The 14156-nt window shown below is 46.0% G+C and carries 14 protein-coding genes; 4 read left to right on the top strand and 10 right to left on the bottom strand.

Translation table 11 applies throughout. The features are described 5' to 3' along the window. Positions 1–74: 74 nt before the first annotated feature. Complete coding sequence (locus G7035_RS17925; RefSeq protein WP_016822378.1) at positions 75–707, top strand: GNAT family N-acetyltransferase; 633 nt, start codon at positions 75–77, stop codon at positions 705–707. 13 nt (positions 708–720) lie between these two features. On the opposite strand, the gene G7035_RS17920 is transcribed toward G7035_RS17925, so the two are convergent. From G7035_RS17920 to G7035_RS17905, 4 genes are all read right to left on the bottom strand, one after another. Continuing rightward, complete coding sequence (locus G7035_RS17920; protein ID WP_019687964.1) at positions 721–1419, bottom strand: 5'-methylthioadenosine/adenosylhomocysteine nucleosidase; 699 nt, start codon at positions 1417–1419, stop codon at positions 721–723. A 113-nt stretch (positions 1420–1532) separates the two neighbouring features. Continuing rightward, entirely contained in the window at positions 1533–2540 is a 1008-nt protein-coding gene (ccpA, locus tag G7035_RS17915; RefSeq protein WP_013371881.1) for a catabolite control protein A, read from the bottom strand. A gap of 107 nt (positions 2541–2647) precedes the next feature. After that, positions 2648–2989, bottom strand: a complete 342-nt coding sequence (ytxJ, locus tag G7035_RS17910) for a bacillithiol system redox-active protein YtxJ (RefSeq protein WP_019687965.1) — start codon at positions 2987–2989, stop codon at positions 2648–2650. Between the two features lie 101 nt (positions 2990–3090). Further along, positions 3091–3537, bottom strand: a complete 447-nt coding sequence (locus G7035_RS17905) for a hypothetical protein (RefSeq protein ID WP_016822381.1) — start codon at positions 3535–3537, stop codon at positions 3091–3093. Between the two features lie 337 nt (positions 3538–3874). Between G7035_RS17905 and G7035_RS17900 the strand changes: the two genes are divergently transcribed. Next, positions 3875–4411 (top strand): type 1 glutamine amidotransferase domain-containing protein, encoded by a 537-nt coding sequence (locus G7035_RS17900; RefSeq protein WP_017427809.1) that lies wholly within the window; start codon positions 3875–3877, stop codon positions 4409–4411. A 139-nt stretch (positions 4412–4550) separates the two neighbouring features. Here the strand turns inward: G7035_RS17900 and ptsP are convergent, their stop codons facing one another. The 4 genes from ptsP to aroA all read right to left on the bottom strand — a co-directional run bounded on the left by ptsP (position 4551) and on the right by aroA (position 10236). Beyond that, positions 4551–6296, bottom strand: coding sequence for a phosphoenolpyruvate--protein phosphotransferase (gene ptsP, locus G7035_RS17895; protein ID WP_019687966.1), 1746 nt, complete (start codon positions 6294–6296; stop codon positions 4551–4553). Next, positions 6293–8176, bottom strand: a complete 1884-nt coding sequence (locus G7035_RS17890) for a glucose PTS transporter subunit IIA (protein ID WP_019687967.1) — start codon at positions 8174–8176, stop codon at positions 6293–6295. The genes ptsP and G7035_RS17890 overlap by 4 nt, the downstream gene beginning before the upstream one ends. Before the next feature lie 299 nt (positions 8177–8475). Next, a complete protein-coding gene (locus tag G7035_RS17885; RefSeq protein ID WP_019687968.1) occupies positions 8476–8910 on the bottom strand; it encodes a CoA-binding protein in 435 nt (144 codons plus the stop codon). A 33-nt stretch (positions 8911–8943) separates the two neighbouring features. Continuing rightward, on the bottom strand, positions 8944–10236 hold the full coding sequence (aroA, locus tag G7035_RS17880; RefSeq protein ID WP_019687969.1) for a 3-phosphoshikimate 1-carboxyvinyltransferase: 1293 nt from the start codon (positions 10234–10236) through the stop codon (positions 8944–8946). A gap of 268 nt (positions 10237–10504) precedes the next feature. Here aroA and G7035_RS17875 point away from each other — a divergent pair, with 268 nt between their 5' ends. Continuing rightward, positions 10505–10810 carry a rhodanese-like domain-containing protein gene (locus G7035_RS17875; RefSeq protein ID WP_019687970.1) on the top strand — a complete coding sequence of 102 codons (306 nt, stop codon included), beginning with the start codon at positions 10505–10507 and terminating at the stop codon, positions 10808–10810. 245 nt (positions 10811–11055) lie between these two features. Here G7035_RS17875 and gndA read toward each other — a convergent pair whose 3' ends face one another. After that, positions 11056–12462 (bottom strand): NADP-dependent phosphogluconate dehydrogenase, encoded by a 1407-nt coding sequence (gene gndA, locus G7035_RS17870; protein ID WP_013371891.1) that lies wholly within the window; start codon positions 12460–12462, stop codon positions 11056–11058. A gap of 173 nt (positions 12463–12635) precedes the next feature. Then, positions 12636–13235 (bottom strand): hypothetical protein, encoded by a 600-nt coding sequence (locus tag G7035_RS17865; RefSeq protein WP_016822387.1) that lies wholly within the window; start codon positions 13233–13235, stop codon positions 12636–12638. A 279-nt stretch (positions 13236–13514) separates the two neighbouring features. On the opposite strand from G7035_RS17865, the gene G7035_RS17855 reads away from it, so the two are divergent. Then, positions 13515–14147, top strand: coding sequence for a YktB family protein (locus G7035_RS17855; protein ID WP_017427814.1), 633 nt, complete (start codon positions 13515–13517; stop codon positions 14145–14147). The last annotated feature ends 9 nt before the right edge of the window (positions 14148–14156 follow it).

The following is a 14156-nucleotide window of genomic DNA, read 5'->3' as shown; positions in this document are numbered from 1 at the left end:
TTTCATTTATTTGTTTTTTTGTTATAAGTAGGGGATATGAAGAGGTACTGATGGCAAACAAGGAGGTCGCACCCATGCAGCATTTAAAATTGTACCACTTGGACACACTGGATCATAACGGACAAACCATCCATGTAGAAGGACCGGTATCCGCTGATCGATTGCGTTCATTTCAAATGCATACGCAACTGGACGCCTTTCGTAAACCAAAGGAGCAATTCGACGCGCTGGTGGAAATTTCAGAATTGCCTGAAGGCAGAATCATCATTGCCCATGATGGAGAAACCCTTCTGGGATATGTCACTTTTCACTATCCAGACGAGATGGAACGCTGGTCGGAAGCTGGCATGAAGGATTTACTGGAACTCGGAGCTGTCGAGGTAGCCGATGACTATCGCGGACTGGGCCTGGGTAGCCGAATGATTCGGATTGCCTTTGAAGACGGACAGCTCGAATCCTATATTATTTTTACAACCGAATATTACTGGCACTGGGATTTAAAAGGCAGCGGTCTTTCCGTATGGGAATACCGCCGCATGATGGAACGTCTGATGAAAACCGTAAATATGGTATGGTACGCCACGGATGATCCTGAAATATGCTCACACCCTGCGAACTGTCTGATGGTACGAATGGGAGATGATGTGCCCCTCGAATCACGAGAACAGTTTGACCGTATCCGGTTTGTTCGAAGATTCATGTATTAAAAATATTACACTCTTATCCCAAATGCTTGAGCATGAACTCCACAATACGGTGCGAACGATGTGAGGCTTCTACCGTAAACTCAGCATAATTCACGTGAGCCGATCCATCAGCCTTATCTGACATAGATCGTAGGACAACATAAGGCACAGCGTTCATATGAGCTGTCTGAGCCACTGCGGCGCCTTCCATCTCGGTACAAGCACCGTCCATTTCTTGGTGCAATGCTGTCACTATCTCACGATTTGCGACAAATTGATCGCCGGAAAGTACTTTCCCGACAATGTATCGATCGCCAAACGATTTGCAGGCTTGTTCAGCCAGACTGACAAGCTCGGGATCGGCCGCGAACTCTGAGGTGTCCTGATAAGGAATGACCCCTCTGGCATAACCCAAAGGCGTTACATCCATGTCATGCTGCATACATGTTGATGAGATGACAATGTCCCCAATGTTTAAATCCGGGTGTACCGCCCCTGCCACTCCCGTGAATATAATTTGTTCGACGCCAAAATGATCAATCAAGATTTGTGTTGTTACTGCAGCATTGACTTTGCCTACACCGGACTTGCAGACGACTACCCTTTGCCCGTGAATCATTCCGGTAGTGTATGTGATTCCCGTCTTGGTCGTCTTGCTTGCCTCGGTCATCGCCGAGAGCAGCAATTCAATTTCTTCATCCATCGCACCCATTAATCCATAAAGTCGGCTCATTACGCATCCCTCGTTTCTTAGTTTGATGATGATGTCACAAGAAGCTATGTATCTACGAAAAAAGCTCCCTCAAAGGAGCTTTCATCGAAGGTGTATCCTATTCGGCACTGTGCCTAGTCTAAATAATTAACTGATAACCGCAAAATAGTCTCGTGCGGCAAAATAACGCGAGAGTTCTCCACGTTTTCCTTCTTCATCAGCTTGGTCAGCAAACGCATGGCTACCGCACCCAAATCGTACATTGGTTGTGCGACGGTCGTCAGCTGAGGACGAACCATGGAGGCCATACGAATGTTGTCAACACTGATTACCGAAAAATCATCAGGTACTTTCAATCCCTCATCCTGAATACTATGAATCGCACCAATTGCCATTTCATCCGTAGCGGCAAAAATAGCACTTGGTTTCTTCTTCAGACCAAGGAAGTATTTCATGGCTTCAACACCGGATTCATAGCGGTAGTTCCCGATTCTCACGAGATCCTCCTGATAATCAATTCCAGCTGTTTCCAATGCTCTCTTGTAACCTTGGAAACGTGCATAGCCGTTTGCAGGGTCTTGAAGCGTACCACTGATCATTGCGATTTGACGGTGTCCATGACGGATCAACGTGTTAACTGCATCAAAAGCAGCGGCTTCATGGTCAATATCAACTGAAGGATAGCTACCTTTTTCATCACTCGTTGCACATAGAACAATAGGAACTGCAGCTGTATGGAAGGCCTGAATATGCTCGTCCGTTACTGTGCCGCCCATGAACAGCAGTCCATCCACTTGCTTTTCAAGTAATGTGTTGATAACGCGGATCTCTTTTTCTTTACGCTTGTCGGCATTACATAAAATAATGTTATAGTGATACATATTTGCAATATCCTCAATACCGCGTGCAATTTCTGCAAAAATTGAGTTCGATATATCCGGAATAACCACGCCAACAGTCGTTGTCTTCTTGCTGGCCAGACCTCTAGCTACCGCATTCGGGCGATATCCCAATTGTTCAATCGCTTCGTACACCTTCTTGCGGGTCTGAGGTTTTACATTAGGATTATTGTTAACTACGCGGGACACCGTGGCCATTGAGACACCAGCTTCGCGAGCTACATCATAGATCGTTACCGTCACATTCCTTCTCTCCATTGCCAATAAATTTTCAACCGAATCCTAGATCAACTAATTAGAACCATGATACGACAAAATACTACTTTATGCAACGACAGCACTCATTCTATCTATGTGAGATGATCGTGAAGCGCACGGGCTGTAATATTCGAATGGGATGTATGCCAGACAGCCTCCCCGTCCTTGATTAAAATGGCCTGCGGCGATTCATGTTTCACCTGAAGCATGTCCGCAGCCGCATTGGACACCGGCCGATCCTCTACTACATAAATGATACCGTATTCAATATTTTCGTCGGGAGCATCTTCCAAATAAGACTCCACTTCCTGATATGCACCTGCACTTATCGGACAACGTGTACTGTGCTTAAAGAGGAGTAACGGCTTGTCTGATGACGCTTCCAGAGCCGTATTTAATTGTTGAATAGTAGTCATTTTCGTCATCGTCGCCATTGGATATACATTCCTTTCTGTGTCTTGTCGTATGGCCTATTCTCATCGTAACAAAAAGAACATGTAAAATCCAATGGTGACCATGAAAATTTTCATATTTTTTAGTTTTTTGTATTCGTAAACACCGATTTACTGGTAAAACCGGATAATTGAACCAATCTTTTCTCTACATCATTCATCCAATCTTCATCTCCTAGGCTTCTCGCATAGCGATAAAGATCCAGTAAGAGATTAATTCGAAGCTCCATTCGCTCCTCCAAAGCGGATTGCCAATCCACATTGGGATTATCCGCTTCCTCCAGTACAAGCTTACGAATAATTTCTGCCAGTTCATTGTTGCGTGCAAAAGATATTCGCCGGGGTGCAGGTTTGCTCCCTAGACTTTGTAATAGTTCCTTAATGTCCTTCGTCACATGCTGCAAAACCTCACTGGAAAAGCATGACGGACATGAGAATACAGGGACATGCAAAATTTCAACCTTACTCGCGTATATTACCTTTCGCAATTCCAGCCCCATCGGTTCACCACATTGGCATTGCTTATGCATTTTACCACCTCATTACGTAGGATCAAACTTATATGAGGATCTCATCAGAATCCAGATATATCTATCTACTAGTCTATAAAATATTTGTTAACTCAATAAAATCTATCATACCTTTTTTTATTTCGACTTTGGGGCCTCAAATCCTTCCACAGATTGCAGCAATGAACAAATTACCAAAGCTTTGGGGGTCAAAAAATGACGACGATTGTTGTTAAAGAGCGACTCCTAACCCGAGAATCTGCGGAGGAATGGACTTCGGGCGTACTTTTTCTTAAGATGTAAAAGTACAGATTACAAAACAAAGGTGTCATCATGTGACGCACGAAAGGATGGTTGGATGTCAAGACTTACCGGAAAAAAGGTAATTGCCCTGGTAGATGAGGAATTCGAGGATCTGGAATTATGGTACCCGGTGTATCGCGTTCGTGAAGAAGGCGCGGAAGTACATTTAGCCGGTGCTGAAAAGGGTAAAAAGTATATTGGAAAATACGGCGTACCTGCTGAAGCAGAATATGCCTTTGAAGAACTGAATAGCAGCGATTATGACGGAATTCTCGTTCCTGGCGGTTGGGCGCCTGATAAACTGCGCCGCTATCCCAAGGTCATTCAACTCGTACAGGAATTTCATGCCGCACATAAACCCATCGGACAAATCTGCCATGCAGGCTGGGTACTGATTTCTGCAAAAATATTGGATGGTGTTACGGTCACCTCCACACCAGGTATTCGTGATGATATGGAAAATGCAGGAGCCATCTGGAAGGATGAAGCTGTGGTGACAGACGGACATATTGTATCCGCTCGTCGACCGCCTGATCTTCCCCCTTACGGAAAAGCGTTCTGCGATGTATTAGCTAATAGCGCTCAGAAATAAGATATCCAGTCCGCATATTCAGGACTTGAGTAACCCTTATTTATAGCTATATCGAAAAAGCACCTTCAAAACCACTTTATTCATGGTTTTAAAGGTGCTTTTTTGTACGAGCCAAGCTAAGCTTTCAGATTTTAAAGCATTACTGCCGCCCAGGTCCGGCCGGGGTGCAGCTGATATTAGCCGCAGTCAGCTTGTCTTCGATCGCTGCACCAGTAGACATGCCAAAGCAAGCACGAGCAACTGTCATCGCCTCAGATGCGGTCGTATTCAGCACACGATGCTTGACCCGCAATAAAGATTGGGGGGACATACTGAGCTGATGTATTCCTAGTTCCAGCCAAAGTGGAACCGACCGTTCATCTCCAGCCATCTCACCGCAGACACTCACATCAATTCCGGCTTGATGTGCCGCCTGTGCAGTCATGCGCAGCATTCGAAGTACAGCCGGGTGGTATGGATGGTACATATGCGCAATCTGCTCATTCATACGGTCCACAGCCAGCACATACTGAACTAGATCATTTGTTCCGATACTAAAAAAATCGGTTTCAGCTGCTAATAGATCCGCGATCATCGCCGCAGCCGGAACCTCAATCATAATTCCTCGCTGTATTTTGGGATTATAGGCAAGCCCTCTTGCATCCAGATCCGCCATAGCCTCCTTCAAAAGAACATCTGCCTGACGGACTTCCTCCACGGATGAGATCATCGGGTACATGACCTTGATATTCCCCGTTGCACTGGCTCGCAAAATTGCAGTCAATTGAGTTTTAAACATTTCCTTCCAATCCAAACTAATCCGTATAGCACGATAACCTAGAAAAGGATTTTCTTCCTCTGGGAGTTCAAGATAATCCAACGGCTTGTCGCCGCCGATATCCAATGTACGGATGACTACGGAGTGATTGCCTGCCTTTTCCGCTATTAGCCGATATACTTCATACTGTTCCTCTTCATCAGGAGCAGATTTGCGATCCATATATAAAAATTCCGTGCGGAACAGCCCCACACCTTGAGCTCCATGCTTCAAAGCGGCCTCCAGCTCTTTAACGGAGCTAATATTGGCCGCCAGCCTCAGCGTGGTTCCATCCTTGGTCACAGCTTCTACCGAAGCGAGTACCTGAAGCTGCTCTTTTCTGCGTCGCTGCTCGTCACGCAAAACGATATAGTGGTCTGTTACTGATTTTTCCGGATTTACATACACCCTGCCCAGGTCTCCGTCCACAACCATCATATCTCCGGTTTGAACGGGCAAATTCAAATTGCTCTCCAATCCTGAAACGAGTGGGATACCAAGCGCACGGGCCATAATCGCGGAATGCGATGTTTTACCACCATTCATAGTCACAATCCCCAACACGTAGCTGGGATTCAGGTGTGCCGATTGGGATGGCGAAAGCTCCTTGGCTACCAGAATATAGGGCTGTGTGTCGTTGGGAAGAGTCACTTCCGGTGCGCCCAGCAAATGCTTGAGCAGTCGGTTCCCCACATCCTTAATGTCGATTGCCCGCTCCTTCATATATTCATCATCCAGCAAATCAAACATGGTCACAAAATGATCAATAGCTTCCTTCACAGCCACCTCGGCCGCCTTATACTGACGCTGAATAATTCCGCTAATTTCATTCATGAATTCCGGATCTTCCAATATCGCAAGATGAGCATCAAAAATGCTGGATTCCTCCGGTCCCACCATCTCTCGAAACTCATCCTTAATAAACTGGATTTCACTTTTGGATGTACGTATCCCTTCATACAATCGTTCAAATTCCTTCGCTAGATCTACCGTATCCATTTTTTGATCTGGTAAATCCCATTCCCAGCTCGGCAGGACAAATGCCTTCCCGATGGCCACACCTGCTGCGGCGCCGATGCCTTCTATCATGTTTCTACCCCTCCAACATTCCTGTCATGCAGCACAACGGACATTACCGAGGCCTGACCTTTTTTCACTGTTTTAAACGGAGCAAAGCTCCACGACTTGACGCGATCCGGATTCGTGATGACCATAGGAGTCACCAGCGATGGAGCTTGCTCTCGTAGCGCCTGCAAATCAAATTTGATCAGCAATTGCCCCGGTTCCACCGTATCGCCTGCTTCTACCATAGCAGTAAAATTCCCTTTTAGCTGTGAAGTATCAATCCCGATGTGAAGCAGAACCTCAAGTCCTTCTCGTGTGGAGATGCCTAAAGCGTGCATGGTTGGATACAAATGCATCACAGTACCATACACCGGAGACACAAGTTCACCGCGTTCAGGAACAAAAGCAACACCGTCCCCAACCAGCTTCGTTGCAAAAATTTTGTCAGGCACTTCATGAATCGGTAGCATTTTTCCATGTACAGGAGCATTGAACAAAATTTGAGGAAGATCACGTTCCATCAACTTCGCAATTTCCTCACGGATCAGTTCTGAATATGTTCCAAATACGACTTGTAAATTACCCCCGCCCAGATTAATAAGCCCGGCTGATCCCAAAGCCTTCATTGCTCCGGTATTAATCAGCCTGTCATTGTGAACGGTCAGCCGTAAACGGGTAATGCAGGCCTCTACCTGCACAATATTCTCCTTCCCACCGAGTGCTTCCAAAATAAGCGGAGCACTGTAAGGAATATTACCGGCCCAATCCTCCAGAACTGAGCCTTCCTCGCGACCAGGGGTTGGAATACGGAACCGACGGATCGCCCATCGAAACAGTACATAATACACAAGCCCATATGCCACTCCGACTGGAATTAGTAACCAGGCGTTATGTGACAGGTGGAAATTAAGGACATAATCTATAAAACCCGCCGAATATGAAAAGCCATGATGAATGTCCAACTCAAAGGTAAGCCACATGGCCAGACCGGACATAACCGCATGAACGAGGAACAAATAAGGAGCAGCAAACAAAAAGGCAAACTCAATCTGTTCCGACACTCCGGTAAAAAAGCAGACCAATGCGGCCGTCAGAAACGTTTTCTGCACCTTTGGCTTCAAATCTTCACGAGCTTCCTGAATGATCGCTAACGCAATCGCAGGGATCGCAAACATCATAATGGGAAACAACCCAGACATGAAATAGCCCGCTGTCGGATCGCCAGCAAAAAACCGGGGCAAATCCCCCTGCACAACGTTGCCAGACGGCGTTTTATATGTACCCAGTTGAAACCAAAATATATTATTAAGCAGATGATGAAGACCAAAAGCTGCCAATAATCGGTATAGAATACCGTAAATAAGCAGTCCAAAACCGCCCAAGCTCGATTCCAGGCCTACTATAAATTCCAGTCCTCGCTGGATCAGCGGAGCAATAATCAACATAAGCCCTGCAAATACAGCAGAGAACAGGCCAATAAGCAGCAGAACAAATCGGGTTCCCCCAAAAAACTGAAGCACTTCGGGCAACTTAATGCTTTTGAAGCGATTATAAGCCAAGCCTGAAATAATCCCCAAAATGATACCTATGAGCGTCGCTGGCTGAATGAGTCCGTTTCCAAATCTCAATGTGACCTGATCATATATAGCCATACCAGCCAATGCAGCCAGTCCCGCCTGACCTGCTTGATTCGACATACCCAGTGCAACACCCACCGCAAACAAATACGGCAAAAAATAAAAAATCCCGTGTCCCGCCGCATTTGCCATATCAGACACCATAGGAAATCCCCACGTGGCCCAAGGAAGGCTGCCGAGACTTAGCAATATTGCAGCTGCTGGTAGCACCATCGTCGGGAGCATGACAGCACGACCAAGCTGTTGTAAGGATCCGAGCCAATTCATGGCATTCCTCTCCCTTCTATCCCTGATGGTAAGCCGAATAAATACTTTTGTCAAAGCAATGGTTCCGTCAGCCAAAAATATTTATTTACGCTTTTACAGGTCATATAACTTATTACTCAGCGATAACCCTATGAATTTAACTAGACCCTATCATATTCCAAGCATACATACATTATATGGATTCCTGAAAGTATAATATACTGTATCATAGTTCTGATTTCACACCAAAAACCTTCAACCCTATGAAATAAGGGAAGAAGGTTTTTTTCATGCTCATATAGCATGATTCAGCGATGTGATTATCCTTTACGTACAGCTTGGGTCACTGAATCCTCCACCTTAATGCAACGATCCATAATAACCGTCATTCCATGCTCCTGTGCAATGTCAGCGGCTTCCTGGCTTATAATTCCCTGTTGCAGCCACAATATCTTTGCTCCAATAGCAGCGGCTTCACGCGCAACCTCTGCGCAGTATTCGCTACGCCGGAATACATTAACCAATTCAACGGGCTCTGGTACTTCAGCAAGACTGGCATAGCAAGTCTCTCCAAGAATCGTTTGTCCTGCGGCCGCAGGATTTACCGGAATAATCCGGTATCCCCGCTGTTGCATAGCATAAGAAACCATGTATGAGGTGCGGTCTGATTTATCAGACAAACCAACAACCGCAATATTGCCTACTTGTTCCAAAATATTCTTAATCTCTTCTCTGGACGGATTTTCAAAAGCCATTTTTTCTCCTCCTGTCTGCATCTTAACTTACCTTTATTTTACCCATTCTACAGAAGCACCAAGCGTCGTCAGATGGTCGAAATACTGTGGATACGATTTGGCGACATGATGCGCATCCTTGATCACTAGCGGCTTCTGCGCACGCAAACCTACAACCGTCAATGCCATAATGACACGGTGATCAAAATGCGCGTTGATTTCCACACCACCTTCGACACCCTCCGGTCTACCATGCACAATGATTTCCGCTTGACGTTCTTCTATCCGAGCTCCAGCCTTGCTCAATTCATTCAAATAATCGGTAATACGGTCACATTCCTTATACCGTAAATTTTCCACGTTATAGAAACGGGACGTACCTTCGGCAAATACAGCCGCAGCTACCATGGCAAGCACAGCGTCTGTCGCAGCATCACCGTCAAACTCGATGGCTTTCAATCGACCGTTCCCCTTTACGACAACGGTATCGTTCTCATGTGTCAGTGGCACTTCCATCATACGCAGCACGTCTACAATAGCACGTTCTCCCTGTTTGCTCTGTTCTTTAAGACGATGGATGGTTACATCGGAATTCGTTACTGCAGCCGCCGCCAGCACCGCAGCACTCCCTGGATAATCCCCCTGTACAGTATACGTACGTGGCTGATAGGATTGCCGACCCGGTACGCGGAAAGACATGTAGTCATCACTTGCATGAATGGTAATACCAGCCTCTTGCAATACCTCCAGCGTCTGCCCAATGACCACTTTGGATTTCAAATCATGCAGCACTTCAATTTCACTATCTTCCTCCAGTAGAGGTGTAAGGAACAACAGAGCGCTTAAATACTGTGAGCTAACCGAACCGGACACTTGGATTTTACCGCCCTTCGCCTGACCACCCTGAATACGTATTGGCAACTTGCCTTCACGATGATCTACTCTAACCCCCAGTTGGCCCAGTGCATCAATTAGATCATCATGGGGTCTTTTCCCCAAGGAGTCGGGATATGTATTCACAAATGTAACATCCGGACATAGGGACGCAATTCCCATCAAAAAACGGAGCACCGCTCCTGCATTGCCCACGTTCAGTTCCTTCACAGCTTGAGGATGGCTACCAAAACCTGTAATCACGATTTTTTCATTATCCTCTTCCAGCACTGCTCCCAGATCGGTGATACAACGACGCATAGCATCACTGTCTTCACTATGAGCTGGATAGTAAATAGTACTTTGCCCATCAGCTAGTGCAGCCGTTAGCAGATAACGAGTAGTGTAGTTTTTGGAGGACAAAGCCCCAATCTCTCCTTGCAGGGAAGGGGTAGGTCTAACGATAACATCCATATTATACATGCTCCTTTTCGATTCAAACCATCCTAGTTTACGTTAATTATACAAGTTGTAACGTTCATTTCTCCACCTAAAAAATAAGGAATATTCATCTAGGTCTGTCGAGGTTTAGCAACCTGGTTGACCAATCTTTATTTGATTTTTAGATTCAGGCTAATTGACAGCTTAGAGATCGCTTCGCTATCATACATAGAGAGTGTGACGTTTCTCACACGTCAACAATACAAATAGTACCCATTTACATTAGAAAAGAGGTCCAGCCATGACGCAAATCGCTCTGATTGAACCTTCTGAGCTTCGCGCACGCCTGCAAGCAGGAGAGCAATTGCAATTGATCGACGTCCGTGAAGCGGAAGAAGTAGCGGAAGGTATGATTGAAGGTGCCAAGCACATTCCGCTCGGACAGATTCCGGGCCGCCTTGAGGAAATTGAACGCACCGGTGAAATCATCTTTATTTGCCGGAGCGGTTATCGCAGTGAACGTGCCTGCGAATATTTGCAGCAGTTAGGTTACGTGGGTTGCACCAATATGATTGGTGGCATGCTGCAATGGTCACAGGAGCAGTAAAACAGCTAGTCTATAAAAGAGACGGGAATCTTCCGTCTCTTTTATTTAAACTCAAAGCTTAGACGCGGTAAAGCATTAAAATTTTGTGTTTCTATCATACCATAGCGTCAAAAGATTATACAATCCTTTAGCGAATTCAACATTGTATCTAAAATACCAAATCAAAAACGGAAGCTTTTTCTACCCAGAGGGCAAAAAAGCTTCCGTTGTGTTACATACTGCATTCTTACATATTCGTCAGTTCATTAAAACCATTGATGATGGAATACGCCTTCTTTGTCCACACGCTTGAACGTGTGTGCACCAAAGTAGTCACGTTGCGCTTGCAGCAGGTTTGCTGGCAAACGCTCCGTGCGATAGCTGTCATAGTAAGCAAGCGCGCTGGAGAAGCCAGGCACTGGAATACCTTGAGATACAGCCACGGAAATCACTTGACGCCATGCATCTTGATACGTTTCTACTACATTTTTGAAATAAGAGTCCAGCAATAGGTTTTTCAGAGCAGGATCACGGTCATACGCATCCTTGATGTTTTGCAGGAATTGCGAACGGATAATGCAACCACCGCGGAAGATCATTGCAATTTTTCCGTATTTCAAATCCCAATCATATTCATCGGAAGCTGCACGCATTTGAGCGAAACCTTGAGCATAAGACACAATTTTACTTGCGAACAGGGCTTTACGTACGCTTTCGATAAATTCTTTTTTGTCGCCGCTGAAGGATTCAGCTTTAGGACCGCTCAGCACTTTGCTTGCCGCAATACGCTCATCTTTCATAGCAGACAAGAAACGGGAGAATACGGACTCGGTAATCATGGACAATGGCACACCCAGATCCAGCGCGCTTTGGCTTGTCCATTTACCAGTACCTTTTTGACCCGCAGCATCCAAGATCACATCTACCATAGGCTTGCCTGTTTCAGCATCATACTGGGAGAAGATGTCAGCTGTAATTTCGATCAGATAGCTGTCCAGTTCACCTTTATTCCATTCTGTAAAGATTTCATGAAGTTCTTCCGCACTCACATTCAGAACTGATTTCAGCAAGTGATATGCTTCACCAATCAATTGCATGTCACCGTACTCGATACCGTTGTGCACCATTTTTACATAGTGACCAGCACCGTCGGGACCGATATATGTACAGCATGGGTCGCCGTCCACTTTAGCAGAGATTGCAGTCAGAATCGGCTCTACCAGTTTGTAGGCACTTTCTTGTCCACCTGGCATAATGGCAGGACCATTCAAGGCACCTTCTTCACCACCGGATACGCCTGTACCAATAAAGCGAAGTCCTTTTTCCTCCAGCTCCTTGCTGCGGCGCTGTGTATCAGGGAAGTAGGCATTGCCTCCGTCTATAATAATGTCGCCCTTGTCCAGATGAGGCACAAGCTGTTCAATCGTGGCATCTGTAGCTTTACCAGCTTGAACCATGATCAGGATTTTACGGGGTGATTCCAGTGAGTTCACAAATTCTTCAATGGAGAAAGTACCCGTCAGTTTCTTACCTTCTGCTTCTTTGATAAGATCGTGCGTTTTTTCTGGAGAGCGGTTAAAAACCGAAACGGTGAAGCCTCTGCTCTCAATATTAAGGGCCAAGTTTTTACCCATTACCGCCAGGCCGATCACACCAATTTGCTGTTTTGCCATCTGGTTCCTCATCCTTTGCAACATATTTTGTATTCTATATCGCCGCTTTACCGCATTACACTTTATGTGAATCGGAACACGTGCACTTCTATTTTAACGTTTTTAGTGTCAGAAGTGAACCCCTGTCTAATCACAGGTCAAAACACCCCATTTGCATGAGGTGTTCCGATGTACTACGCTTCCATCATCAGCAGTTGGTGAGATAGCGTTTGCAGGCGTTTGTGGCAATTCTCGATTTTAATCGTATCTTCCTCGGTCATGGCTGTGAACAGCTTCTCCAATTCATCATCCACTTCCATTTTGAGCAGCAGCAGCCGGGTTTCCCCTTCATTGGAAGCGTACATATCTTCCATTTCCTGAGCGGACAGCACGGGTCCTTTCTGATAAATAACACGCTGCTTAAAGCCAGTAACCTCGACCAGACGAATGACCTCGCCGAACAAAATATTTTCTACCAAGATATGATGATCCTTGACTCTTTTGACAATGGCATGACCTCGAGTACTTCCAATTAGCTTCTCCAACCACTCAGCCAGCTTGGCATCGCGGATTACATAATCTCCAGCCAGCTTATAGTGCCCTGTGCGCAATTGTTGAAAACGGAGCTTCACCAGCTTGCGCCCGGTTCTCACCGACAAAACCAGATACGACTCATCCTCGCTCCAGTACAGCGAATACCCTTCCGATATCAAATCCTTGATCAGATTATGGATATGCCGACGGCTAAACCGGAGCTCTAGATTGCAATATTCTACCTCACAGCCCTTGTTCACGGCATTCCCTCCTTTTTCAAGTCCGATTCAAGAAGTCCGGCTACAGCAAGCCTGCGGCTTTCCCGCTTGATCTTCCCTTGCTCTATTTTATACTTCATTTTATGTAAGGGTACTTGGTTATTTGACCTATTTTTATGAGTAACAGCGCACAATCCTACTTTTGCCTTATGTGCTTGTACCGAGCCTGGTCTAAAGACGGTCAAGCCCGCTGACATTATGCTATAATCGGACATAATACGCCACACGATATGGCTTAGCCTAGTTACTGGAGGAATAGGAATGACATTTAGTGGATTTACTGCAAAGGACTTTGATGTTTTTGAGATACCAGGATTGGAACCTCGCATGGAGGTGCTGATTCAACAGGTTCGGCCCAAGTTGGAGGCGATTGGCGAGGAGTTAGCCCCCTTCCTGACGGACTTATGCGGGGAGCCTATGCACGTTCACGTTGCCAAGCATGCACGACGCAAGGTCAACCCCCCGATCGATACATGGGTAGCCTGGGCGGCAAATAAACGCGGGTATAAGGCGTTGCCGCATTTTGAGGTAGGTATGTTCGCTTCCCATATATTCGTCATATTCGCAGTCATTTATGAAAGTCCGAATAAAATCACATTTGCCCAGGCGCTTGAAACCAACCTCAGCGATGTGCGATCTAACATACCAGGTCACTTTTACTGGTCCATGGATCATATGGCTCCACAAGGTACAGAACAGCAGCAAATGGACACTGAAGAGTTTCAAACCATCATTAACAAGCTGCAGCAGGTGAAAAAAGCCGAGGTCATGTGCGGGCTCCGCATTGATCGTAATGATCCTCTCGCTAGTGACGGAGCTGCGCTACTGCAGACAGTGCGTTCCACTTTTGAGCATTTGCTGCCACTGTACCGGATGTCTTTTCCAAAGGAATAGCTTCAGAAT

Source organism: Paenibacillus polymyxa (assembly GCF_015710975.1).
In the GTDB taxonomy this organism is placed as follows: Bacteria; Bacillota; Bacilli; order Paenibacillales; family Paenibacillaceae; genus Paenibacillus; species Paenibacillus polymyxa.
Note: the sequence above shows the minus strand (reverse complement) of the source record. Positions and strands in the feature narration are given on the sequence as shown.